Here is a 22,706-nt window from a genome sequence, read left to right on the forward strand (position 1 = left end):
GTGTTCGATCGATTGCAGCGTCAGCAGCGTATCGGACGTGATGGAATTCCGCTGATCGCCGCGTCCTTCGACGGCGAACCAATGGTTGTTTCGCTCTGTCACGGCAGCTCCGGAGGTCGGCCGGCCGCGGCACATGCGCTGCCTTGAGGCATCCAAAGCTGGCGTTATCTCATAGCCAAGCGGCGGCCTCAGATGCGCAGGAACGGCGAGGCTGATAACAAACTCAAGCGAACATCCGGAGCTCTAAGTGTCAATTTCTCGAATCACTTCAGCTGCAAGTGCAGCAATCCTCTCTTGTGCTTTGGCTTCGACCGCGCCCGCTGCCGACGTCAATATCGCCGTAGTCGGCCCGATGACCGGAAGTACTGCTGCGCTTGGCGTACAAATGCGCGATGGTGCTACTGCGGCTGTCGATGCGTTAAATGCTTCGGGCCTACTTCCCGGTATCAAGGTCATATTGAGCGTCGCCGATGACGCGTGCGATCCTAAGCAGGCCGTCGCAGTTGCCAATCGGCTGACGATGGATCAGCCCAAGTTGGTCGTTGGCCACTTTTGTTCGTCTTCCTCTATCCCCGCTTCCGATGTTTACGCCGAAGCGAAACTCATTCAGATTTCACCTGGCTCAACGAATCCTCAGCTAACAGAGCGTGGTCTCAAGACGGTGTTTCGGATCTGCGGCCGCGATGATCAACAGGGAGTCGTGGCAGCCGAATATATCCTGCGACACTATCGGCACAAAAAGATTGCCGTCCTTGATGACAAGAGCACCGCCGGCAAGGGCATTGCCGATGTCGTTGCGTCGCGCCTTCAGGAAGCAGGCGAAAAGGCCATTCGGCAAAGCTATGTGGCCGGCGAGAAGGACTACACGGCCCTGGTCTCAAGAATGAAAAGAGACGGAATCCAGATCGCCTATATCGGCGGCTATTACAACGAGATCGGCTTGATTGTGCGTCAGGCCGCAGAAGCAGGCGCAGGTCTCACTGTGATGGCGAACGATCCGTTGATGACCAGCGACTTTTCGGCGATCGCTGGCGAAGCAGCAAACGGCACACTGTTCACCTTTATGCCCGACCCCACCAAGACTGCTCAAGCGGCAGACGCCGTAGCTAAGCTCAAGTCTTCCAACATGTCAGCGGGAGGCTACACGCTCTACGCCTATGCCGCCGTTCAGGCGTGGGCGGACGCGGTCAAGCGGGCCGGGACTTTCGATGGTCCGCAAGTAGCAGCTGCGCTTCGTTCGCAGCCAATCCAAACAGTAATCGGGCCGGTCCGGTTCGATACCAAAGGAGACAATGCCGCTCCCGGCTTCGTCGTCTACCGGTGGAATAACAACATTGTCGAAGCGATCGAGTAAAACTCATCGCTGCGAGCGCACACGAGCCTAGATATTCAGCCCTAGATATTCTAGCGAAGTAATGGAAATGATGAAACGTAATTCCGGATATGACGTGCTACTCGGGTCGGTTCTCGCGCTCGCGGCACTCGCGTCGTTTCTCGCGCTCGCGGCACTCGCGTCGTTTCTCGCGCTCGCGGTACTGGTCGTCGAGCTATCCAATGACATCAACGCACCAACGGATGAGTTTATGCCCAACGGAACAGCTCGGCCGATGTCGCTGCGTAATCTCTGTTTAGCTCTTTGCCGAACTTCCAGTATGCGATTTGAGGACGACTCGTTGCGGACTAGTATTTGGTACCCGGACCAACGCAGAGTGATATTGCGGCCAACGCAGAAATGACAGCAATGCCACTCCGTGATCGAGGCGCCTGATTGCTGCACGACACCTGATCCGCTCGACAACCATTCTCTCGGCTTATTCAGGGTGGCGTGGAGCGACAGGTTCATCCCAGCTTCAAACAATTGGGCATTTCGAGCTGCCCGTAGGGATTTTGGATGGCGGCCGCCCTCGCTGTCCCAACAAACACTCGAACTCTGTCTCCGTCCATCTACCGGACTGACCGACCGGCATGCTGACAACTGCCAGCGCCCTCGGCGGTTCAACGGGAGAAACCTATGTCCGATGCCAAATTACAGAATGTGCTCTCTTCTCTTTCGCAGGCAGCGAGACAGTTAGATGCTCTGCCGTCCGGCCGGCCTGCGCCGGCCGCTAATTACGTCAAACTAAACACGAATGAGAACCCATTTCCGTTGCCAACAATCGTATGGCAAAGTGCAATTGCGGCGCTTGAGCGGCAGTATCTGTACCCAGAAGATGACAACATTAGCCTGAGGGAAGCAGCGGCTAACACCTACGGCGTCGCGATCGATCATGTGATTGCCGGCAATGGATCATCTGAGCTCCTCGGGCTCATCTACAGAGCATTTCTTGCCCCGGGCGACAGCGTCGCAATGCTGTCGCCGGGTTTTTCATTCAATCGCAAACTTGCTATGTTGCAGGGAGCTCAACTGCTTGAGATCGGATGTAACGAACCTCAGTCGTTGCCGATAGACCAATTGCTCGTTGGGCCAGCAAAAGATGCCAAGTTCATTCTGTTGGCCAATCCGAACAATCCGACCGGAACGTTCATCCCTATCGCCGATATCGAACGCCTCCTGGCACAATCGGACCGCCTCGTCGTGTTGGACGAAGCCTATGTCGATTTTGCGCCTGATAATGGCCTGCGGCTCCTCAGCCGCTATCCGAATCTTCTGCTCTTAAGAACACTTTCGAAAAGCTATGCCGCCGCTGGCATTCGCGTCGGCTTCGGGTTCGGCCACCCGCAGCTTATTGGAAGGCTTCGTAACATCCAGAACGTCTTCAACATGAATGTGATCGGGCATGCGGTCGGCATCAGCATTCTTGCGCATCGCGCCGTCTATGAAGAGAACCATATGCACATCAGGCATGAAAGACAGCGGGTTGCGACCGCACTGTCGCAACTTGGATTTTCTCTAACGCCCTCCCACGCAAACTTTTTGCTAGCGCGTGTGCCTGCGGGACACGACGGAAGATGGTGGCAGGCCGCTTTGGAACGGCAAAGAGTACTTGTTGCCTTCCTTCCCGATAACGGTCTTGAAAATTGCATCCGCGTGAGCATCGGGACAAAAGCGCAAATGGATGCGTTTCTGGGAGCCGCCAGCGACATTTCTGGCAGCTTAAAGCGAGGAAGATCGCCAGTTGAGCCGCGCTAAAGTCTGGTTTTGCGTTACCCAGGCGAACGTACCACGACGCTGCCAATGGCGAAGATCTGTTGTGAGTGAGCGGCGAACAGTAACAACGGATCTAGCCCCCTTGGCAACGGATGCTTAGGCCTCGAAGAGGGACGGACAATCGTCTCGTGATCAGCGGTGAATACAAAAGCAGAGGAGAACAAAATGTGCGGCCAAAATAGGAGAGGTCGGCGTCTTTGACCCGCTCAGATGCCAAAGACAAGCGAACTTCCTGCCCTCACCTACAATTGGAGATAATCCAGTGAAAGACGCCTTTTCTTCTTCAAAACTAACGTTTGGCATTTTCGATCACTTAGACGAGGACGGCCGCGACATCGCCCGACAATACGCAGATCGCCTCGTCTTGGCAGAGGCGTACGACCGTCTCGGCTTCTTTGCATATCACGTGGCAGAGCACCACTGTACGCCGCATGGGAGAGGTCCATCGCCAAATTTGTTCTTGTCAAGCGTCGCACAGCGCACACGGCAACTTCGTATCGGGCCATTGGTGATGCTGCTTAACCTCTATCATCCCCTACGTGCGTTTGAAGAGATTTGTATGCTCGATCATTTGAGCGGTGGGCGGCTTGAGGTGGGTGTCGGACGCGGCTCTCTTCCGCTTGAATTGGGCTACTACGGCATTAGCGCCGACGCGGCGCCAAGCCGTTATGAAGAAGCAAGCGAGATCCTCATCAGCGCTATGAAAGGCGGCACGCTGTCCTATCGAGGTCAGCATTTTGAGCTAAACAACGTTCCGTTGACGGTAAAAACTTATCAGCGTCCAAGGCCGCCGACATGGATTGCCACAAATCGACCCGAGTCCGCAGCTTGGGCCGCTGCCAATGGCGCAAATCTCGCGTGCGTAGGCCCATCCTCTGCTGTGCGCAAAGTCACCGACGCCTTCCGCGCTAATCGAGAGCCCAACGGCAAGGCTAACGATCAAATGCCATTTCTTGGATTGCTTCGCATGGTCGTGATTGCGCGTTCGGAGACAGATGCCTATTCGCTCGCGGCATCTGCTTACACACAATGGCTCGAGAGCTTTAAGTTCCTCTACGAGCTCAATGCCATCCCTACACCACCACACCTTCCGCTGACCTTCGATGCGGCAATCGAGAGCGAATTGTGCGTCGTCGGAACGCCAGCTTCTGTGCGACAAATTCTTCTAAATCAGCTGGAAGAGGCAGGTGCCAATTACCTTCTTTGTCAACTCGCATTTGGCAATCTGCCGTTAGATGCTTCCCTGTGCACCGCAACCGCAATCCAATCCGAAATCATGGCTGGACTTGGCCGACAATGATTTGCCCGTCCGGCTTTTGAGATCAAACGTTGTGGCAGCGCTCCTAGACGCTTTCCGTGCAGTCGGCGGGCAGCATGCGCTCACGATCAGCAGCTCCTGTTTGCTCACCACGACGTCCATGGGTCAACGAGGTGCGCTGTTGCCGCGATCCAGCAACCGCACGTTTTTCTAACCATACCTACGAGGACTGACTAATGACGAAAGACCGATTCGCCATGGGCTTTGCCCTTGCATTCATTCTGATGGCGAGCTTTCCTGGAGCTGCCGGCGCGGAGGAGCCTGCGTACGCGGGGCTGAACGGGGGCGCGCCGATCAACGTCGGCGACGTGTTGTCAGGCGAGCTCTACGCGTTGCGCATACGCGATGCCAAGCACGGCAAAAAGATCGCCTACCAGATCATCTCCACTCCGCGCCGGCTGCCCGAGCCGCACGGGCTGTGCAAGCTAGAGACTGGACCGGTAATGTTTCAGCTCCTCACAACTGGCGAAGCGCAAGCCAATCAGCTGAAGCCACTCGTCGGCAAGAGGATCTCGGTGAAGGTCGATGAAATCGCCTGTACCGACGCTGAGCAGATGAGCGAGGCGGTCATCAAGAAGTGGAGTCTTGTGAAACAGCGTTGACTTTTTAGAGCCTCCGCTGACGATGTTCGGCATATCGCGCAAAAAGTTGCGGAATTTGCCCCACTACCGTGGAAGGCAGCTACTGCAGGGTAAGGATTTGACTCTATAAAACGAACTTAGGCGACGATGAAACATTTTTCGTTGAAGATCCATATAGGCAATCGCATGCTGCGGCCCGAAACGCAGATGCTGAACTACGGCTACGATCCGCACTCGACCTTTTCGCCTTCCGGACTGCCGAGAAGACGGAATGGACCTCTTCGATTTTGGTCTCGGGTCGGCGCGAGCCTCCCGAGGGAATGGACGCAGCCTGGTTTATACGCGGTTCAATCACCCCAACAGCGAAATTGTCGAGGACAGCGCGCAGAGAACTGCGCACTGTTCTCATCCGGTGTGGCAGTGATTGCCATGACGATCCTCGCGTTCGGGAAGACCTCGCCACGTGATTCTGCACTGTCACCCCCTCTACTGTGCACCGGAAGCGTTGCATGCGAAGACGCTTGCGGGCCTGCTGGCGCGGGACCGCCAGACATCCATCAATGCTGTCCCGCTGGGCTAGTTGCCAACTCGACATATCGGTCCCGTCATCACTTTAACGAACTGCTTGTGACCTACGAGCAACCCTGAGCTGCGCTGCGCAGCATGCGTGCTGGGCAAGCTGCCACCACGGCTGCCCTTTTCATCCACAGAAGTCTGATTGCCATATCGATGCCATTAACCGGGCTATCAGGAACATCCGGGCTCTCAGGAACATGATGCAGCATCATCATTCGCTAAAGGAGAACTGTAAGTGCGCGTTAGTCCGTATTTCGAGGAGATCAAGGCTCGCGCGCTGCAACTGCTAACTAGCTTTCGGCCCACCGAAACCACATTCCCTCGAAACAAAGGGGAACTCCGACATGCCGTGCGCGGCGCACTCAGCCAAGCACGTGACGAAATGTACAAGCGCGAGAGACCCCAAATCATGGGGTCGCGAGCGGAACGCGCTGCTGCGTATCGGCGCACTCACTTCAACGTGGGCAACTTCGCGCGAGCAGAGCGGGAAATTTGCAAGCTCATGTGGACGCGGCTGTACAACTGACAATGGCGCCTTTATTTGCCAGAGCGCTCAGTATCGGCAGTCTCTTACATACATTGCAGCGTTTTGGCGTAAGATCAAATCGCGCGAGCCTCGTGCGCCACCGCATCGTCTGAATGTTTAGACGCGACACTCTTCGGATGCATTTGCATTTCAACCAGAGACTCGAAAACCTAAATGGACGTAGATACAAATAGCGACGTTTCGTCGAGAGACTCTGTGGGCATGGCAAGAGACAGCAACTCCGAGCTTAATCAAGCTCGTCACCGACTGCTACTTGAACCGCGAGCGGAATGGACGCTACCCGCTCGGCGAAGATGTTTCCGACCCGTTAAAGCGCGTCAAGGCGCAGAAGCGCGAAGAAGACGAGCCCCGCCTCACAGCATCTGCTCATCGCCCGATCCGAAGAGCGCTTAATGTCGGCGTCGCCAAGCCATCCAGATTAAGCAACACTGCGCAATCCTCAAGGAGATCTGCGGCGTCTCAAGTAGACATCTCGCGAGTCAATCGATGATTGCAACGGGAGCGTTGTGTCGAAGCGCGCCGCGATGAATTGGAGCGCTGAACAAACGTTCACACGATCCCGTTCGGCTCGCCGAAGAACGCAGGAATGCCGACCCCAACCATTGCTGACGACGAGAAAGAGGATCAACGTGTCTGAGCAGCGAATGATAACGGCAGGCGATTCGATCGCGAGAATTGACCTTGTATTTCAACACTTTCGGCAAAATGATTGATACTGACAACTCGATTTCCCTTGTTCGAGGCGCGATGCACGCGTTGCTCGATGAGGATCTTCTTTTGGCAAGGGCGCGAATTCTCGACTATATTGCGAAGCATGAGGCGCACCATCGATGAGTATCCCTGCGGCCGTTTCAGGTGCTAGCTCTTGACTTCGCCGAGGAGCGCTTCGCGTGCGCTCGCGCTGTAATTGAGGCTGATCCCTAATAATTGCGACCTGACGCTGGAGTTCAGGATCCGGATCATCCCGCAAGCGGGGGCGTCATGACGGTCCCGGCAGCACCAGCACTCGCCCATGATCGAAAGCATCGCGCGAAAGGTCGATATCGTGGTGGCGGAGCTCGCTTCGCTTTTGAATGCTGCTCCCAGCGACCGGCATTAAGGCGCCACCACCTCTCGATGAGGATTATATCAGTATTCAGCGGTTCGCGGAGATCCAGCACGTCAGCCCCGACGGAGTGCTCTCTCGCATTCGCCAGGACAAGCTACGTGCCGAGAAGCGCGGTGGTCGCTGACACGATCGCGCGGTATAGCCGTGCATCAACCCAAAAGACGGCAACAGGCAGATCATGGATAAGGTTTCACAAATCGAGGCGGAAATTCGACAGATGGCAGCAGTGTATGCCCGCAAATGCAGTGCGCTTGCCAAGCTGCAGGAGGCGTACTGTAGCAAATTGAACAAGTTGCTCGAGGCCAAGGCGGCGCGCGACCGACGCAGCACCGCTGGGACCCGCGAAAGAGATGATCATCACTGACGCCCGTGCTGCGATCGACCAGCGTTTCGAAAGGATTGTAGAGTCCCCGATGAATGAGCACTTCGATCATCCCAGCGTGTTTAGCGGACCACGGCCGAGGTGAGAGAGTCGCGTCTCGGTCTGTCGTAGGTTGTTGCCATCGTTCAGGTACTTCACAACTTATCGAGTTGTCGTTGCCCTGCCAACATCAGCGACGGTCGCCAGCCACTCTTGCATTGCGTGATGCGTACAGGCGATCACGTTGTCAGTGGGAGAAATCCATTCTAAATTGCGAATTCTAATCGACAGATTCTTTCTATTTGGTCGCGCCGCCGCGCACCAAATCGCGGTAACCGTGATCGGCCATCCATTTTGCTCGCGCCAACTATCAGACACATCGCGAGCGCGCGCCGGCTCGCGATCTGGATCGATATGCAAGACAATCCGAGCCACCTCTTTCCAGTCGGCGCCATTTGTCTCGGCATCGAGAAGCCGCCAATACGTCACAAGATGCTGTTCATCGTAGCCCGTGAGCACCGGATCATCCGGAGCTGAATCGGCGACATCAGGATCGAGTGGCGGAGTCTTCATGAGTGTTACCAACAACTCCGTTGCTCGAGTTTCGTCCCCTGTGCGCGGGCTTCTCCACACAACCGCCATAAAGCGATCAAGTCCAGCATAAAAATTCCTCAGAAGGGCTAGTCATGAGACTACTCGCGATCCGCTCGCATCACTGGGCTAATCGCTTTGTCCGCGTATTATACCACGTAGCGCAATACACGCGATTGCTTCCTATCCTGCAGATGGATATTCGCAGGATTTTTGCGAGCAGATGATTGATTTCGCTTCCTAGGCCGGCTAGCGCCGCGCTTGGCTGATTGTGACTTCTTGGTGGAGACCGGGGTACGCGTCGGCCCCGACCGGTCATTGAACGCGCCCCACTTTCGAAGATTGTCATCCCTTAGCCTCACGTCCAAGATCACCTGAGCAGGCCTCATACTCGGCCAAGCTTTCGAGAAGCTGACCAGGCCGCTTTTCGTACAGCCGGGGCAGGATGTATGCTCGGCTTGCCCTAGCTGCGTCTGTGTGGCACCTCATGATTCGGTAGGGGAGCGCGCAGCATGGGCAGCCCTACCGCAGTCTTGAGGGGCGGCCCTCTAGAGGGTTGCGCGGTGCGTCCTAGCCCCCTCGGGCCGTTCCTCGCGTGGCCTATAGGTGCCGCCCCTCTTGCCTACCCTTGACCCGTGGGCTGACAAAAACGATGCCGGCGCGAATTGCGCTCGTAGGGCCGTAAACGGTCACGGGCCATGTTTTCACCGCCGGCTTTCCGATCAAAGCATCCATGATTTGCCGCCTGTATTGCCGTTTGCGGGCCCGGTGATCGGGGATTTTCTGAAAACCAAAGCCCGAAAACGCCGTCGCCAAATATCCAAAAAGGCCGCGGTCCCGCGTACCCGCGCAAGCTCGTCTCATCGGTAGGACCAGGTGAAAGTTCAAATCAACGACGACACCGCGACGACGCTGAGGACGCGCACCACAGTGAAATCACACCTGCCGGAGTCTGCACGCGTCACCGCGCGCCCCGCACGGTAGAATGAAATGCTGCGCAAGGCCTGCCCCGCACATTCAGCGCGCGAGCGGGCCACTGTCGGGCACTGGCTGCGCCGACTGTCGATATTGAGACCAATGTCAGCAACTTGACGCTACACCGCTACGAAGCGCCCGCAGAGCCTGCGAATTCACTTCGGCACGCAGTTTGCTTTGTTCACGGCATCATCACCAATCGCAGTGCGATGATCTTCGGGACGGACTCGGCGCGCGTCGCTGTTAGCGTCTGGTCCGCCCCGACGGTTTGCTGCGGCGATAACTCAAGGGCGCTCGGTTTTGGACCGAGGAAATACAGGGAAGTGTTGGATGCGATCTGGAGTTCTTCTTTTGGGAGCCACAACAATTGCGCTCGTCGCAAGCAGTGCAGCCAATGCGGCAGACCTTGAGCCAGAAGTGAAACTGCCACCGGCGGTGTGGGACTGGTCCGGAGGTTATATTGGCGGGCACGTCGGCGGCGGCTATGGCCGGACGTCCTTCAGCAATCCCTATGGTCCGTCAATCTATGGCGACGTGGTCGATACGCCTGTGTTCGTCGCGGGTGGCCAGCTCGGCTACAATTGGCAGAAGAGCAGCTGGGTGTTTGGCGTCGAACTCGATGCAAGCGGAGTTGTCTCCGACGGCACAAATACTTGCCTCGCGGCCTCCGGCTTTGTCGTGAGCGCAAACTGCAAGGCAGGTCCCAACGTCTTTGCCACCGGGACCGGTCGCATCGGCTACGCGTTTGGCGCGCTGGGCCGCACGCTGGCCTATCTCAAAGGAGGCGTGGCTTGGCAAAACAATCAGGGCGATGTCGTCAATAACAACGAGCTTATGGGCCGCTGGCCACAGGAGAAAACCCATTTCGACTATGGTCGCCTCGGTGCCATCATCGGGCTGGGCGTCGAGCAAGCGCTTACGCCTGCATGGTCGGTCAAAGCTGAGTATAACTATCTGCATTTCGCCGGACCGAGTGTCGCAACGCCTCCGACGGTGCAGGATCCGCCGCTCGCAATTGTTCCGGCGAACACAACCAGCCTGTCCAGCAATTATCACATCGGAAAGATCGGGTTGAACTACCATTTTGGCGCCGACCCGTGGACGGCGAAATGGTCCGATGCACCGCTGTACGCGAAAGCACCCGCCGGCGCGCCGCCGATTGCTTATCCGGCCGGTTGGTCGTTCGAAGGCGGATCGCGGCTCTGGCTCAGCCGGGGACGCTTCCAATGGGACGACAGCGTAACGCCCTATTTCGGCATTGAAGACCCCGACGTTCTTTTTTCAAGGCTGACCTATCGCGGTCTCGACGGACTTTCCGGAGAGCTATTTGGCCGTGTCGACAGCCCATGGGGAGTGTTCCTAAAGGCCAACATTGGCCTTGGGCGCTTCGACAAAGGATACCTTAACAATCAAGATTGGGGTATCCCCGGCTATCTCTCCTATATCAACAACGCGTCAGGGCAAGGAAATGGAAGGTTTACGTATTATACCGCGGACGTAGGTTACGAGTTCCTGCGCGGCGCCAACTACAAGGTTGGCGGATTTATCGGCTGGACCTACTACGAACAGAGTTCCGACTCGATCGGATGCACGCAGATTGCCAACCCCTTCTATACATGCCCGGCGAGGCCAGGCACTGTCGTTGGCAGCCAGAATACTCAGTGGAATGCACCTCGCGTCGGCCTAAGCGCCGAAACCATGTTGACCGATCGCTGGCGCTTAAACACCGATGTCGCCTACCTGCCCTGGACCGATTTCAAAGGGCGCGACAATCATCTCTTGCGCGACGGGACCACCTTCTTCGACCAGCGCGGGAATGGTGGCGGAGGCGTCCAGATCGAAGGCGTGTTGTCCTACTTCATTACCAAGAATTTCAGCGTCGGTGTCGGCGGGCGCTATTGGGCCATGTGGACCAAAAAGGACAGCGAAGTGACATGCACAGTCTGTGATAGCGCGCGAAACAGCGCTATGACTCAGTCTGCGAAGTACAGCATGGAGCGCTGGGGTACGTTCTTTCAGGCGTCCTATAGGTTCGATTGAAAAGATCACAACCTCTAGCCAAGCTCCGGGCCGCTTCGACGCTAAGAAATGGCGCGCATCGAGTAAGGATCATCAGCCGTGCCCTTGCCGGTCGCGGGCCTTATCCAATTCGAGCAGTTCGATCTTGAGCGCTTGGTCACGGTAGCCGAGGGAAACCAGCGCATTGTGGGCGTCGGTCCATGACATCGCGCCAGCGACGTATCGCTCGATGAGGCCGCGCTAGAATGCGCGCCATTGCGCGAGGTACGCAGGATCGAGCCGATTGCCGACCCGATCCCGCGCGATTGCTGGAAACCTCACGTTTGGGGGGCGGGCTCGCTGCCACCTTCACCGCCGCCACCGGCTTGCGCGGGCGTGCCCGCCACCACGGCATCGGCGACCACCTCCGCATTCCAGGTGTTAGGTTCTTGGTCGTAAGCAGCGTGTCCGACAGCATTTGCAAATCGGCCTGCCTAGCGCCGCCGCCCGCAGCGTCAACCATTTCTTCACAGGTTGATCGTCGCGTTCTGATCATCGACCACCTTTTTCACCGCGTGGACAACGTCGGTCTCCGCCTGCACCGATGCCAAGGTGTCGTTCGCCTGATCCTGTAGCTCCTTGATGCCAACCATAATTATTCTCTCCGATTTAATCACTGTTCGAGTAAGCGCGGCGAGACGGTCACTGATATCGGCCAGATGCGCCACGATCATCCGGGCGAGTGCATCCTCGAGACGCACATGGTGATGGAAATGAAATTTCATTTCGGCATCCGCCGCCGCGTTTTCATCGCAAGAGCGACATTGCGCGGCAATGCTTCCAACACGGCCCGGCGCATAGTGTTGGTGAAGTCGCGATAGAACGGCACGTCGCGCTTGATCGGCACGCCGGGTCCAGTGTGTATATCATCTTCCCTTTGGCGAAGATGAAGCGGCCACGCCGCACGCCCTTGTCGGCAAGCCCTTTCGGCGTTTGGCTCCGCGTGACCGCGCCGCGCGCGGTGCATCGCACGTTGACCGATGACGGGATCGCGATGTTCGCGCCCTTCGCTCGCCGCGTGCCACCTTTCGCATGCAGCATCAGGTTCGCGCGGCCGAGCTTGTCGTAAATCTCAACGGATAGGCTTTGCTTGGTCGCCCTCGCGGCCCTTGGTCATTAGCGCGGCGCCGATGAACGAGCGGTTCTTGACCTCGACTGCCGTCGTCCATGTTCGCTCGATCAGGAACGAGCGCGTCTTTTCTGCCGCATCGTTGAGCGAGCGCGCCAGAATGTACGGTAGCTGATCCTCGGCCGCGCCAAGCTCCGCCGCCCGCTGCTAAAAATCGGCAACGTTGAATTCGACACTGATCATCGCAAATGCGCAAAAAGACCGACCGCGCCGCCGCGACCGGTTGGTGAAGTTGTGTCGCGTAGTGAGGCACGCCCTCGGCGGTCGCGAGCATCGAGAGGATTTGCTGCTGATCCTGCTCAAGGTCCCCGTAAATTTCCTTGTTCTTGTTTTCGTTCTTCCGGATTTTTTACCAGCGCCCGCAATTCCTTCGTCAGGATGCCGCGCGCCTTCGCCTCCTTGAAAACATTGTTGATGCTCTCGCGGATATTGCGGCATCGGGCCATCGATGATCCACGCTCGCTCGCGCCGCCAATGACCCAGAAAAAGCAGGCTCTGTGCGCGCTCCACCGCCGCATGACAAGGCCGCCCTCGCGCGACACCAACGGCATGGCAATCGGTCCAACCCGTCGCGACGTCGATCATCGTCAGCGTCTGAATGAACGAGCCAGCTACAGATGTGCCGCCATGGGCCATCATGTAACCTCGCAGAACCCTGGCGGCGGATCGTAGCAGTCATTTGAACATTCGGATCGGGACTTCACGGCGCACCGCCGAATAAACCGACCCGTCAGCGCTTACCCGGCCGCGGCGATTTTGGTCTCGACCAGCAGGCGTTTAATCATCGCTGCGCTGACCCCGAGCACCAGCGTGCGATTGGCCTGGTCGAGCTTGAGCCGGCCATGCCGCTCCAGAAGGCAGCAACGTCGGACTCATTACCTTCAGCCGCTTGCCGCAGATCCGATCAGAGGTCTCCCACAGCGCCATCAGCCTATCCTGCTGGTGACGCCATAGGTCGGCCCTCGATGCCGCCGCGCCTCCGGCGAAATTGCGACATGGCTGGCTAGCGCCCCAAGTGCGTGCTTGCGATGCCAGCCGGTCACCGCGTAAAGCTGGTCGACGACATGCGACCCTTATTGTGCGCCCTGCTGATCGATAGTGCTCTACCGCCGCCGCCGTGAGTTCGCGCCGCGCACCCATGCTGATCCGTCCTGCCATCGGCGACACCCATCCGATTCGGTATCGCTGCCCCAATCCTCACGGTCAGTTCTCCGGTAACATTCTTGATGAGGCACTGCGCTCATCGGTGTCCAACTTCTGCATGCCGAATGACATTAGCTTGGCTGAGCGACCATCCGGCCCATCGCAAGGGTGCGGCTGCCGCCGATGGTGAGCGAAGCAGGCGAATATTGGCAATGCTGACTGCCGAGCGGCGGCAAGCAGTTGCCGTCGTTTTCAGCCTCGACGCAAGCGGGCACACGGGCCGCTTCTCGTTTAGTGAAATTGCGGCAGGTTCGTCAGCTTTTGGAAAGCCAGCCCGAATACAAGACCGTTGAAGTTAGTGGCGCGTAGTTAGGATAGCGCCTGACCAGGACGGAGAAAGCGCAGCGTCACGTCGCTGCTAACCTCAATTGCAGCGCGGGCGCGGTAGGGCCAGCGTCAACTCAGCAACAAGCGGCGTCCAGTCGCGTCCGCGCTGTTTCCAGTCGCTGGACTGGATTGCCAGGCGACTGATGCCGTCAAAATCTGTCAATCAATGACATGAGTGGCCATGATGGTGTTTTTCATGCTCTTCGGACGGCTTGGGAGGTGGTGTGGCTCGTCAGCTTCTTGAAAGCTGGCCGTGGTAATTGTGAACTTTTCGGGTGACCTGAGGAGGTGAGTGTGGACAATTTCAACATAACAGCTTGGTCGCAGGTGTCGCAGCCAATCGCCCAGGATGAGCAGGCGGGACAGCCCGGGCAGATCGTGTCTTTCGAACAACTGCGCCCGTTCCTCTCCGATGATCTCTGTGCGGAGTATCGTCATCTGTCTGATGGGGATCGGCGTTTGATCGAGAGTGCAATTCGTGCCGCGTTTGTGAGGGGAGAGGTGGACTTGGCATCCGGAGGCCGGTACGCCAACAATCTTGCCAGCTTCGCAAATAGTCTCGGATCTAAGGGTCTATCGATGGTTGGCCTCAGTACCAACGAGCTGGAGGCTGAAAGAAAGGCCGGACACAATCGCGGCGCGTATTTACCTAAAGCATTGGATCACCTTCGTAAGTTTCGTGACCCCGATGCATCTGCAGAAGCAGGGAGCTCACGGAAGCCTCGGGGTCGGTCAAAGATCAAAAATTTTCCAAATGAGCAGCTTATGGGCGGCCTTCCACCAAAACGTCGGCGACTGCTGGATGACGAGCCCCCTCAGTTGACGATCTCGGTCGATCCAGGGGAGCTTCGGAGACCGGAAGAGCGGCTTCACGAGGAGCTCCAGCCACAGCGCCATGCTGAGCCCGGGCCGTTGGCGCTGGTCGATCCAGATCACTTCATTTTCGATCCAGTGCAATTTCCTCCAGCTGAGGTTCGGCAGTTGCTAGATGATGAACCTGCCGGGGCGTCACTCTTCAATGTCGATCCAAAGCACTTCACGCTCGATTCAGTTCAATTCTCTCCAGGTGAGCTTCAGCGGTTGCTGGATGATGAACCCACGCGTTTCGAACAGCAAGTGCGCCCGAGCTCACGGCAGCCTCAGAGTTCGCCCGACATCATAGATTTTCGAAACGAGCAGCTCGTCGACAGCCCTTCAGCAAAAGTTCGGCGACTGCTGGATGATGAGCACGCTCAGGTGACGGTCTCGGTCGATCCAGGGGAGCTTCGGGAACTGGAAGAGCAGCTTCGTGAGGAGCTCCAGCCACAGCGCGGTGCCGAGCCCGGGCCGTTGGTGCTACTGGCCGATCCAGAGCACCTCACCTTCGATGCAGTGCAATTCCCTCCAGCTGAGTTTCGGCAGTTGCTAGATGATGAACCCGCTGGGGCGCCATTCTTCAACGTCGATCCACAGCACTTCGCGTTCGAGCCAGTTCAATTGCCTCCAAGTGAGCATCGGCGATTGCTGAATGATGAACCCGTGCCTAGTGAAGCGGGTCCGCTGCCACCCTTGTCATTTTATGCACCTCCGGGCTGGCAGCACGGGGACCAGTGGGCGCCGCAAGACCTCAAAGAAGGAATGCTCTTGCACAACGTGCTGCCAAGCGTGTCCGAGCCAGAGAAAACTCTAACTCTCCGAGGCGTGAACTACACGGCCACTATTGGGCCGCCAGGCCTGGAGCATGAGATTTTTCTACGCAGGGGAATTTGACCAGTTTTGCCTGGCATAGCCTGCAGTCCTTCTCCGGAGAGAACTTGGCGGCCCCGGGGATTACATAACCCAAGCCCGGGGAGCGAGGTGGTCAGCTTTGCTGATGCAAAGGCTGGTGAACGCAGGCCCGGCGCGCCGTCTCGTCGAGCAGGCTGTCAAGCTGGTCGCGGATGCGGGAAGCTGCAATCGCGCCAGCATGGCGTCGAGCCGATCGATCGGTGCTTCGGTTATCTTCTTTGCGCGGACCGTCAGAAGCTCCCTGCAATAGCTGCTTCGTATTCGGTAAGAGGACCCAACAAGGGATGGGGGTGGAGACGACCACGGCAGCGTCGCTGCCGTAGTCGCCGGTCCGCAGACCGTGCGAATTGCGCCGGCAGCATCGATCGTCCCGCTAACGCCCTGCCCTTGTTGCTGCCGACCTCTGAGCAGTTGGCTGACCGCGCAAAGACTCACCTTTCGAGGACGACAGAAGATCAGTTTTCCGAGTTGAAATTGCTCAAGTTCGACGTGTCATCCGGCATGGATCCGCGCCTGCAGCTCGCGTTGGCCAATTATTAGATTGGTACGCGAGGCTCCTCTTCGATGCGTCGGTCCATCGAAATTACCGCCTGCAATGCGATCTTCTGCTCGCTCTCCTTCGTGTCGGTACCCAGTTCGACGATGTCCATATCGACGCCATCATGAACCGAATATCGGAATGTTGCGGAGAAAATGGACCATCGTAGTCGACGTCAAAACGAATACGACACCTCTTTGTCAGCCTTGGCGATCTTCGGCCGAACGACAGCATCCCGACTCCCCCACTGGAGCGCAGAATCTAGGTTTTCTATCTCGAAATCGAGCGTGGAATAGCCGTCGATTTCCGGATCGAACGTCTCCAAAGGATTCGATCGCAGCTTCGATATCAATCTTGAGTTCTGACTCCTCCCCGGGCGCGAGCAGCGCCATGCAACGCGCGACGACGAATGCCGCATTTCCATTGACGTAGTCTAGGGCCGCCGCGACATCGGAGACCGCTATCAGCAGCTCAGATTGGCCGGCATAGTCCTGCCAATCGCGATCGGGGCTGACGACCAGCAGTAGCCTCGCATTGCGTGCCGCCCAGGCTTCGAGTGGAGAGCAGCGCGAATTCATCCTTCTTGGCTTCGCGGGAAAGAGAAAGCGCCAGCGGGATTACCACGACATGGGCCGCACCTTATCAGATACGTAGACCGCCGAGTTAACCGACGAGGCGCGTGATAGCTTCGGGCGCATCGATGAACGCATAGGGATTGAAGAACTGGCGGCGCCACAGGAAATTCCGGTCGACCTCGCTGAGCGCGGCCTCGTCGCACACCTGCGCCCAACGTTCCTTGATGGTCTTAATTTGCGCGGTCGCGATAAGGATCGCTTCCCCCTCATTAAGCAGGAACAAGGGCGCGGCTTTCAGGCAGAGCGCGATTTGGCTCGCACGCTCCTGTCCCATGATCAACATGGCCTGCGATGCCTCCCCGCCCGTCCGATTCTGCGGACAGATGTCATAGGCGGGCGTAAGCGTAAGCTCCGCACCATTCCAGAACGCGGCGTGGTTTCGGGCGTGGTCGTCAGTGTTACCGGACAGGATGTTGAACACGAGCCTGCCAAAGAGTTCCTTCAAGGTCTCTTTGGGCGACGTGAAGCGGTGACGAATGACGGTCGCAAGCTGCTCGTAGCTCGCGTAGCGGGCCATCATTTCGTCAAGCTCGAGCAGCGTGAGCGTCGAGACCATTGACTTGCGGCGCCACCCTTCCTGGGCTTTTTCACGGTCGAAACGCTCGATAAGCAGCACATCCTTTCCAGCGGCGCGTTTGAGGGCCACGGGTGCGGCGGAGAGACCGATGATGGACGCGAGGCGCATGGCGACGAATTCGGCTTTCACCATGCCGAAGAGGTCGTTCTGGGACGAGAACTTCGCCACGAATTTCTTGTTGCCGGACGTGATCATGGCTTTTGGCCGCGCGCCACCGATGGAGCTCCCGTGGAGAAGCGCACGGTCGAGTTCGGCCGTCAGCGGCACACCTTTTTCAACCAGCGTTGCCGCATTCAGGAGTTCATCAAGCGACACTTCCGCGCCCTCGCGCGGTACATAGTTCGACGCAGACGCTTGAAAGTCGAGCGCGCCGATACGGTCCGATCCGGACTCCAGGAGATAGGTCAGTTCGTCAAGGCTGCCGGGATCGACATCTTTTCCGCCTGAGCCGAATTTGCGATTGATGATGATGCGGCGGCCCCACGCGTCGGGTGCCGCGTCGCGAATGCAGTTGGGCATGTTGAGCCCGTTCAGGAGTGGAAGGACGCCCCTGCGGAGCGGCAATTCCGGCTCATAAAGCGAGATGGCATTGTTCCGGCGCAGATAGCTCTGCCCGTAATTGTAGACGAGTTGCTTGCCGCTCGCGGACAGGAGACCCGCGACGACAGGTTGCGTGCTGTCCGGCAACCAAACCCATACATAGGCTTGGGTATGTTTTTGCTCAGAAGTCATCATCGGGCTCGGTTCGGTGGCTGCGGATCGCCTTGGGAAGTAAGGCCATTACTTCGCGGTTGGATTCGACGTCGCGCGACATCGTCACCTGGCCGGCATCGAACAGGCGCACGCCGACAATCGCCGCGGCCTCGAACACGGCACCAATGGCGCAGCCGGTATCGCCCGCCTCGATGCGTTGCATGAGGCCACGCGAGACCCCTGCCCGTTGCGCCAAGGCAGCAACCGTCATGTGGCGGTCAATGCGCCCTCGGCGGATGAGCTGCCCCAACCGGATCGCGGCATCCGCAGCATAGGGTGAGACAGGGCGGTTGGTCTTGGGCACGTTTGATCCATAAATAGGCCATAAGCGGCTTTATGATCTATTTATAAACCAACTCGGAACCGATGTCAAGTTTATGATCTATAAATAGATCATTTCGGCCTTCGTGATCCATTTATAGCCCACTCGGCTTAAAGGGAACTCTCCCCCTGCCTACAACCGGCGCGCTTCACGTGTAAAAGGCAATTGATCGAGGGTAAGCACCTGAAGCGCTCGCACTCCTATAGGTTCAGGCCCTGCCGCGCAGTGGCCTACGGCATGGTGCGAACTGGCATTGCCCGTCCGAGCCGCGGGATCGAAGTCAGCGAAGGTGTGCGATCTCAAACAATGAGCGAGGGCGGCCGGGAACAAGAGCGTATCAAGTACCCCGCCTTTGCCTCAGCCGACGCACCGCAAATTCCAGCAGCTTCTTGATCTGTGCGCCCTTCCCATGAACGTCCGGACGTGGACCTCCTCGCCTTGCACCTGTTCGCTGCGATAGCGGGAGAAAGAGGTAAGATGATTTCAGCCCGGACGAGGCAGGCACTCGCGGCTGCAAGGCCCCTTGGGATGACCCTTAGCAACCAAGGATCCACGTGCGCAGGAACGCGGTGGAGACCATGACTGCTTCGGCTGACCGGTTCGCGGCCAACGTCCTTCCAATCATCCGCGAGGAGCAGAACGCTGGCGCAACGTCCTTGAGGGAGATTGCCGAGGTGTTGAACGCGCATGGCGTCGTGACGGCTCGCGGCGGCCAATGGCACGCCAAGTCTATCAACAACATCCTTGAACGCTCATAACGGGCAGACGTTGCTGACAACGATCACAATCCTCCTTCTTCTCGCGATCATCATGTTTTCGCCGGAAGCATTGTGGCCCAATTCGCGCCGCGTAATGGAGCACCGCGCCGCCGACGCCGGCTCCTGCCGGAGCTTCTCCATCCACGCCGCAGCACGGAATCGCGCAGACCGAGTTCCCCTTCGCGACTGACGTGATTAATCGACCACTCAAAAGCGAGCTCCGTGACCTGCCGCTTGTACTCACCGGTAAGCGACCGACTTGACGTCCTTCCATTCGACACCACCTGCCTCCATGAACCCAGTAGAGGTCTCCACCATTCAGCGGAGGTTTAGTGCCCCTTGCTGGTGAATGGAAAAATGACGGGTCTCCCGCTCGGCATGGGTTGCTAGAATATTCGCAACATCAGGAGAGTATTTCTGGCGATCCTGCATAGCGGTGGAATTGACGCTGTTCTCTTGCCGCGCCAGCTCATCAGACTGCCGCTCCGATGGCTCGAGAGATAGGGTGTACACGCTTGCGCCTTGGACCGCTTGATCGGATAAGGCGTCCGCATGCAGAGAAATAAAGAGAGTCACAGCATCTTTGTTGGCAAAGGTCTGCGTCGGTCAAGCGGGATGAAGGCCTCATCATCATGGGTTATCATGACCCAATATCGGCCGCCTTGTCTGAGCGCGGCTTTCAAAGAGTACGCCATACTCATGGCAATGTGCTTCTCGAGCAGTCCGGTGGCGCCGATCGCGCCGGGATCGTGGCCGCGTGTCCCAGGTCGAGCATGGATAAGGGAACGTATCCCAGAGGCCACAGCACGCCTCGCAACGAACGCAGAAAGACCGGCCCAGCAATCCAATAAGAACTTACGGCGCTCACGTCATCCGAGGTACTTGCGAAATATCGAGCATATCGCCCCCTCTCGGCTGCCTCCTCCGGTATTGAGAGTAGCTTCGATTTCCGATGTTCCGCTTCACTTGATAGGTGTTCAAGACCTTTTTAAACCGCACCGAGAACGTCCCGGTCCGTGCGTTGCAACGCGAGTTCCACGTGACTTCGTTATTCACCCGCAATCAGTAACTTGAAAACTCTCATCGGGCCAACCGATCTCCACCTCACAACAGCTAACCGAAACTACCATGCGAGTTAATCTTTATGGTTCGGCCAGAGTGATTCCGCTCTCGCAGACCTAGAGCGTCTTCGGCCCGCTTACGCTAGCTGAAGAGGCGTGCGTGAATGAAATCGATGTCCAACGTTACCTCTGCCGTTGATCAAACGATGCTCCGAGCGGTTCGCGCCGTTCTGGTCGTAGTGGGAGCAACACTCAGCCAGACGATCAGATACAGTTCATCGCTGCTCTCGCCCCACGCGCGCGTCCTTATTAGCGAGCTTCGATTACACCCTTCTCCAACGTTGCCATTGACGCGCATCTCTCCCACACGCGATCAATTTCTGCACTGCGCACATTTGATCATGATTTCCAAGCCTACAACCTAACGCAGCGTGAGCTTCAAGCTGTTTCTTTTGAGTGAGTGTTGCGCTGCCGTTACAGCAATCTCCGATGACGTTGCTAAAACGCGCGCGGCCTGGGGGTCATCGAAAGGAAAGAAACTGGGAATGAAGAACTTGTTGCTTGTGACTTGCAGCATCCTCGCGCTTGGCGCGGTCGCACCCGCATTCGGCGCGGATATCGCTGTGCAGCCCGTCTATAAGGCGCCGCCACCACCGCCGCAGGTCGCGGCCGCGATCTACGACTGGAGCGGTTTGTACATCGGTATCAACGGCGGTTGGGGCTTCAGCGATGCAACGGGTGGCACCGTGGGTGGCCAGATCGGCTATCGGCAGCAGATGGGCCAGGCGGTGTTTGGTATCGAAGGTCAGGGCAACTGGGCTGATTTCAGCGGCTCCAATGTCAGCACCACCTTCCCGCTCAATACTAACCGCAGCGCGACCGACGCGTTCGGCCTGATCACCGGCCTGATCGGCTACACCTCCAACAACGTTCTGCTTTACGCCAAGGGCGGTGCTGCGGTGACGAGCAACACCTATCAGGTCACCTCAACCCTGACCGGCGCGCAGCTGGCGAGCACCGACAATACGCGTTTGGGCGCAGCTGTCGGCGCGGGTGTGGAAGTCGGCTTTGCGCCGAACTGGACGGTCGGCGTCGAGTACGATCACCTTTTCATGCCGGACGCCAACGTGAACTTCACCACGGCCGCTGGTGTGGTCGCGACCGATCGCATCCGCCAGGATTTCGATCTCCTGACCCTGCGGCTCAATTACAAGTTTAGCCCGCCGGTTCTCCGATACTGATCTCTTTCGAACGGCGGATCGAAAGCCCCGGCCCTCGGGCCGGGGCTTCTTTCGAGCTATTCATTGCCGCGGAACGGTCACCTAACCGCGTTCTGTATTTTCCGGGAATATGCAAGGACGTTCTGCCTGCAAACCGTTTGGGTTGAGTATACTAAGGTGATCACCACCAAACTCGAACGGCGAAATGGCGATCGCGAACCTGACACGGCCCGGCACAATGGTGATGCATGGTCAGGGGAAGAGCACGCAGACGGCCGGACAGTCTGCCCGGCTCAAGAGCGCCTCCCATGCTTCCGCGGACATTCGACCCGAGGCCAACTTCCGTTTTGCGGTCCGCAACGCACTGTTCAGCTTACGCATCTCACGTGGAAGCGCCGGATCGGCTTTCAGCCCGTTCACACAATCCGATTGCTAAGGGTATTTACTCCTTGTGCTCGACATCTGGGTATTCTGCGGCCGCCGTTTTCTGCAGAACGCTGAGTTCAATTGTTATCCCCCCTTGACCTTGGGCTGAACGCGCGGAGACACGGCAAGCGAAACCCGTTTATGTCCGTTAACGATTCAGGCCCAAGCCGAGCCACTGTTTGCCTACATCAACAGCCCTATCATATGCGTCAGTCTTCACAGCCTTTTGGACTTGGTGCTAGCAGACGCTTTGTCATAGCTGCGCTTTCATCCGGCAGCTGATAGGGCACTTGCTTTCGTGTCCCCGCTCCCATCCTGCTCCGCCTTTTCGACTTTATGCTCGCAAACACCCGAATGCCGTAAGCCTCCGACGAGAGGCGCCTTGCGGCAGGCTGGTCTGATGGTTGAGAACTGTACGTATGGACAGCCATACGATCAGTGCGCTGAATCGACTTGATGTGGTGGAGACGGGCCGGCGGCGGCGTTGGTCTGAGGAGGAGAAGGCGCGGATTGTTTTGGAAAGCCTGTCCGAGCCACGTCTGGTTGCGGCGACGGCGCGGCGATATGGCCTGTCGCGTTCTCTGCTGGTGACTTGGCGAAGAGCCTTCGCAGCGAACCGGACCAAATCCGAGGCTGGCTTTGTCAGAGCCGTTGTCGCAGAGGATGGGCTAGTGTCGTCGGCGGCGGCTTCATCGCGGAGCGCGACAGCGCATTCGACCGAGCAGCG

The 22,706-nt window shown here is 57.7% G+C and carries 16 protein-coding genes and 3 pseudogenes; 11 read left to right on the forward strand and 8 right to left on the reverse strand.

Annotation, left to right across the window (positions count from 1 at the left end):
- Positions 1-247 precede the first annotated feature (247 nt).
- The 6 genes and pseudogenes from YUO_RS0134430 to YUO_RS46745 all read left to right on the forward strand — a co-directional run bounded on the left by YUO_RS0134430 (position 248) and on the right by YUO_RS46745 (position 7,642).
- Positions 248-1,354: a branched-chain amino acid ABC transporter substrate-binding protein gene (locus YUO_RS0134430; RefSeq protein ID WP_028351287.1), complete on the forward strand. Its 1,107-nt coding sequence runs from the start codon at positions 248-250 to the stop codon at positions 1,352-1,354.
- Positions 1,355-2,011: 657 nt separating this feature from the next.
- Positions 2,012-3,130, forward strand: a complete 1,119-nt coding sequence (gene hisC, locus YUO_RS0134440; RefSeq protein WP_028351289.1) for a histidinol-phosphate transaminase — start codon at positions 2,012-2,014, stop codon at positions 3,128-3,130.
- A gap of 280 nt (positions 3,131-3,410) precedes the next feature.
- Positions 3,411-4,448: an LLM class flavin-dependent oxidoreductase gene (locus tag YUO_RS42685; protein WP_035728252.1), complete on the forward strand. Its 1,038-nt coding sequence runs from the start codon at positions 3,411-3,413 to the stop codon at positions 4,446-4,448.
- Positions 4,449-4,642: 194 nt separating this feature from the next.
- Positions 4,643-5,068: a hypothetical protein gene (locus YUO_RS0134455; protein WP_028351291.1), complete on the forward strand. Its 426-nt coding sequence runs from the start codon at positions 4,643-4,645 to the stop codon at positions 5,066-5,068.
- A gap of 126 nt (positions 5,069-5,194) precedes the next feature.
- Positions 5,195-5,579, forward strand: a pseudogene (locus tag YUO_RS48230) (methionine gamma-lyase); the annotation flags it as partial.
- Between the two features lie 1,877 nt (positions 5,580-7,456).
- Positions 7,457-7,642 (forward strand): hypothetical protein, encoded by a 186-nt coding sequence (locus tag YUO_RS46745; protein WP_156908891.1) that lies wholly within the window; start codon positions 7,457-7,459, stop codon positions 7,640-7,642.
- 295 nt (positions 7,643-7,937) lie between these two features.
- Here the strand turns inward: YUO_RS46745 and YUO_RS45550 are convergent.
- Positions 7,938-8,212: pseudogene (locus YUO_RS45550) on the reverse strand (DNA -binding domain-containing protein).
- Between the two features lie 1,323 nt (positions 8,213-9,535).
- Between YUO_RS45550 and YUO_RS42690 the strand changes: the two are divergent.
- Positions 9,536-11,245: an outer membrane beta-barrel protein gene (locus tag YUO_RS42690; protein WP_156908892.1), complete on the forward strand. Its 1,710-nt coding sequence runs from the start codon at positions 9,536-9,538 to the stop codon at positions 11,243-11,245.
- A 485-nt stretch (positions 11,246-11,730) separates the two neighbouring features.
- Here YUO_RS42690 and YUO_RS0134490 read toward each other — a convergent pair whose 3' ends face one another.
- From YUO_RS0134490 to YUO_RS46750, 3 genes are all read right to left on the reverse strand, one after another.
- A complete protein-coding gene (locus tag YUO_RS0134490; protein WP_028351293.1) occupies positions 11,731-11,988 on the reverse strand; it encodes a hypothetical protein in 258 nt (85 codons plus the stop codon).
- Positions 11,985-12,110, reverse strand: a complete 126-nt coding sequence (locus YUO_RS48570; RefSeq protein ID WP_283806438.1) for a hypothetical protein — start codon at positions 12,108-12,110, stop codon at positions 11,985-11,987. Before YUO_RS48570 ends, YUO_RS0134490 begins: the two co-directional genes overlap by 4 nt.
- 581 nt (positions 12,111-12,691) lie before the next feature.
- A complete protein-coding gene (locus YUO_RS46750) occupies positions 12,692-12,943 on the reverse strand; it encodes a GapR family DNA-binding domain-containing protein (RefSeq protein ID WP_156908893.1) in 252 nt (83 codons plus the stop codon).
- A 1,273-nt stretch (positions 12,944-14,216) separates the two neighbouring features.
- Between YUO_RS46750 and YUO_RS46755 the strand changes: the two genes are divergently transcribed.
- Positions 14,217-15,671, forward strand: a complete 1,455-nt coding sequence (locus YUO_RS46755; protein ID WP_156908894.1) for a hypothetical protein — start codon at positions 14,217-14,219, stop codon at positions 15,669-15,671.
- Between the two features lie 1,219 nt (positions 15,672-16,890).
- On the opposite strand, the gene YUO_RS0134550 is transcribed toward YUO_RS46755, so the two are convergent.
- Together YUO_RS0134550 and YUO_RS0134555 are read right to left on the reverse strand one after the other, a co-directional pair.
- Positions 16,891-18,171 carry a type II toxin-antitoxin system HipA family toxin gene (locus YUO_RS0134550; RefSeq protein WP_028351298.1) on the reverse strand — a complete coding sequence of 427 codons (1,281 nt, stop codon included), beginning with the start codon at positions 18,169-18,171 and terminating at the stop codon, positions 16,891-16,893.
- Positions 18,161-18,496, reverse strand: a complete 336-nt coding sequence (locus tag YUO_RS0134555; protein ID WP_028351299.1) for a helix-turn-helix transcriptional regulator — start codon at positions 18,494-18,496, stop codon at positions 18,161-18,163. Before YUO_RS0134555 ends, YUO_RS0134550 begins: the two co-directional genes overlap by 11 nt.
- Positions 18,497-19,092: 596 nt before the next feature.
- Between YUO_RS0134555 and YUO_RS48235 the strand changes: the two genes are divergently transcribed.
- Positions 19,093-19,272: a recombinase family protein gene (locus YUO_RS48235; RefSeq protein ID WP_235782926.1), complete on the forward strand. Its 180-nt coding sequence runs from the start codon at positions 19,093-19,095 to the stop codon at positions 19,270-19,272.
- Between the two features lie 318 nt (positions 19,273-19,590).
- Here YUO_RS48235 and YUO_RS49160 read toward each other — a convergent pair.
- Both YUO_RS49160 and YUO_RS49165 read right to left on the reverse strand, forming a co-directional pair.
- A pseudogene (locus YUO_RS49160) lies at positions 19,591-19,857 on the reverse strand (N-acetylmuramoyl-L-alanine amidase); the annotation flags it as partial.
- Entirely contained in the window at positions 19,845-20,075 is a 231-nt protein-coding gene (locus YUO_RS49165) for an N-acetylmuramoyl-L-alanine amidase (RefSeq protein WP_198028154.1), read from the reverse strand. The gene YUO_RS49165 and the pseudogene YUO_RS49160, both read right to left, overlap by 13 nt.
- A gap of 803 nt (positions 20,076-20,878) precedes the next feature.
- Between YUO_RS49165 and YUO_RS0134580 the strand changes: the two genes are divergently transcribed.
- Together YUO_RS0134580 and YUO_RS45560 are read left to right on the forward strand one after the other, a co-directional pair.
- The gene (locus YUO_RS0134580) at positions 20,879-21,574 is read left to right on the forward strand and encodes an outer membrane protein (RefSeq protein ID WP_028351301.1); all 696 of its coding nucleotides are present in this window, start codon (positions 20,879-20,881) and stop codon (positions 21,572-21,574) included.
- An 824-nt stretch (positions 21,575-22,398) separates the two neighbouring features.
- The coding region (locus YUO_RS45560) for a transposase (RefSeq protein WP_083754845.1) at positions 22,399-22,706 on the forward strand (308 nt) is incomplete at its 3' end.

Origin of the sequence: Bradyrhizobium murdochi (assembly GCF_000472965.1) — a bacterium.
Classification (GTDB): domain Bacteria; phylum Pseudomonadota; class Alphaproteobacteria; order Rhizobiales; family Xanthobacteraceae; genus Bradyrhizobium; species Bradyrhizobium murdochi.

What these genes read in the sequence shown, in the direction of transcription:
- YUO_RS46745 (WP_156908891.1), top strand. Translation starts at nt 7,457, where the DNA reads ATGGATAAGGTTTCACAAATCGAGGCGGAAATTCGACAGATGGCAGCA.
- YUO_RS0134580 (WP_028351301.1), top strand. Translation starts at nt 20,879, where the DNA reads ATGAAGAACTTGTTGCTTGTGACTTGCAGCATCCTCGCGCTTGGCGCG.
- YUO_RS0134550 (WP_028351298.1), bottom strand. Translation starts at nt 18,171, where the DNA reads ATGACTTCTGAGCAAAAACATACCCAAGCCTATGTATGGGTTTGGTTG.
- YUO_RS0134455 (WP_028351291.1), top strand. Translation starts at nt 4,643, where the DNA reads ATGACGAAAGACCGATTCGCCATGGGCTTTGCCCTTGCATTCATTCTG.
- YUO_RS48235 (WP_235782926.1), top strand. Translation starts at nt 19,093, where the DNA reads ATGACTGCTTCGGCTGACCGGTTCGCGGCCAACGTCCTTCCAATCATC.
- YUO_RS42690 (WP_156908892.1), top strand. Translation starts at nt 9,536, where the DNA reads ATGCGATCTGGAGTTCTTCTTTTGGGAGCCACAACAATTGCGCTCGTC.
- YUO_RS0134490 (WP_028351293.1), bottom strand. Translation starts at nt 11,988, where the DNA reads ATGAAATTTCATTTCCATCACCATGTGCGTCTCGAGGATGCACTCGCC.
- YUO_RS46750 (WP_156908893.1), bottom strand. Translation starts at nt 12,943, where the DNA reads ATGCCGTTGGTGTCGCGCGAGGGCGGCCTTGTCATGCGGCGGTGGAGC.
- hisC (WP_028351289.1), top strand. Translation starts at nt 2,012, where the DNA reads ATGTCCGATGCCAAATTACAGAATGTGCTCTCTTCTCTTTCGCAGGCA.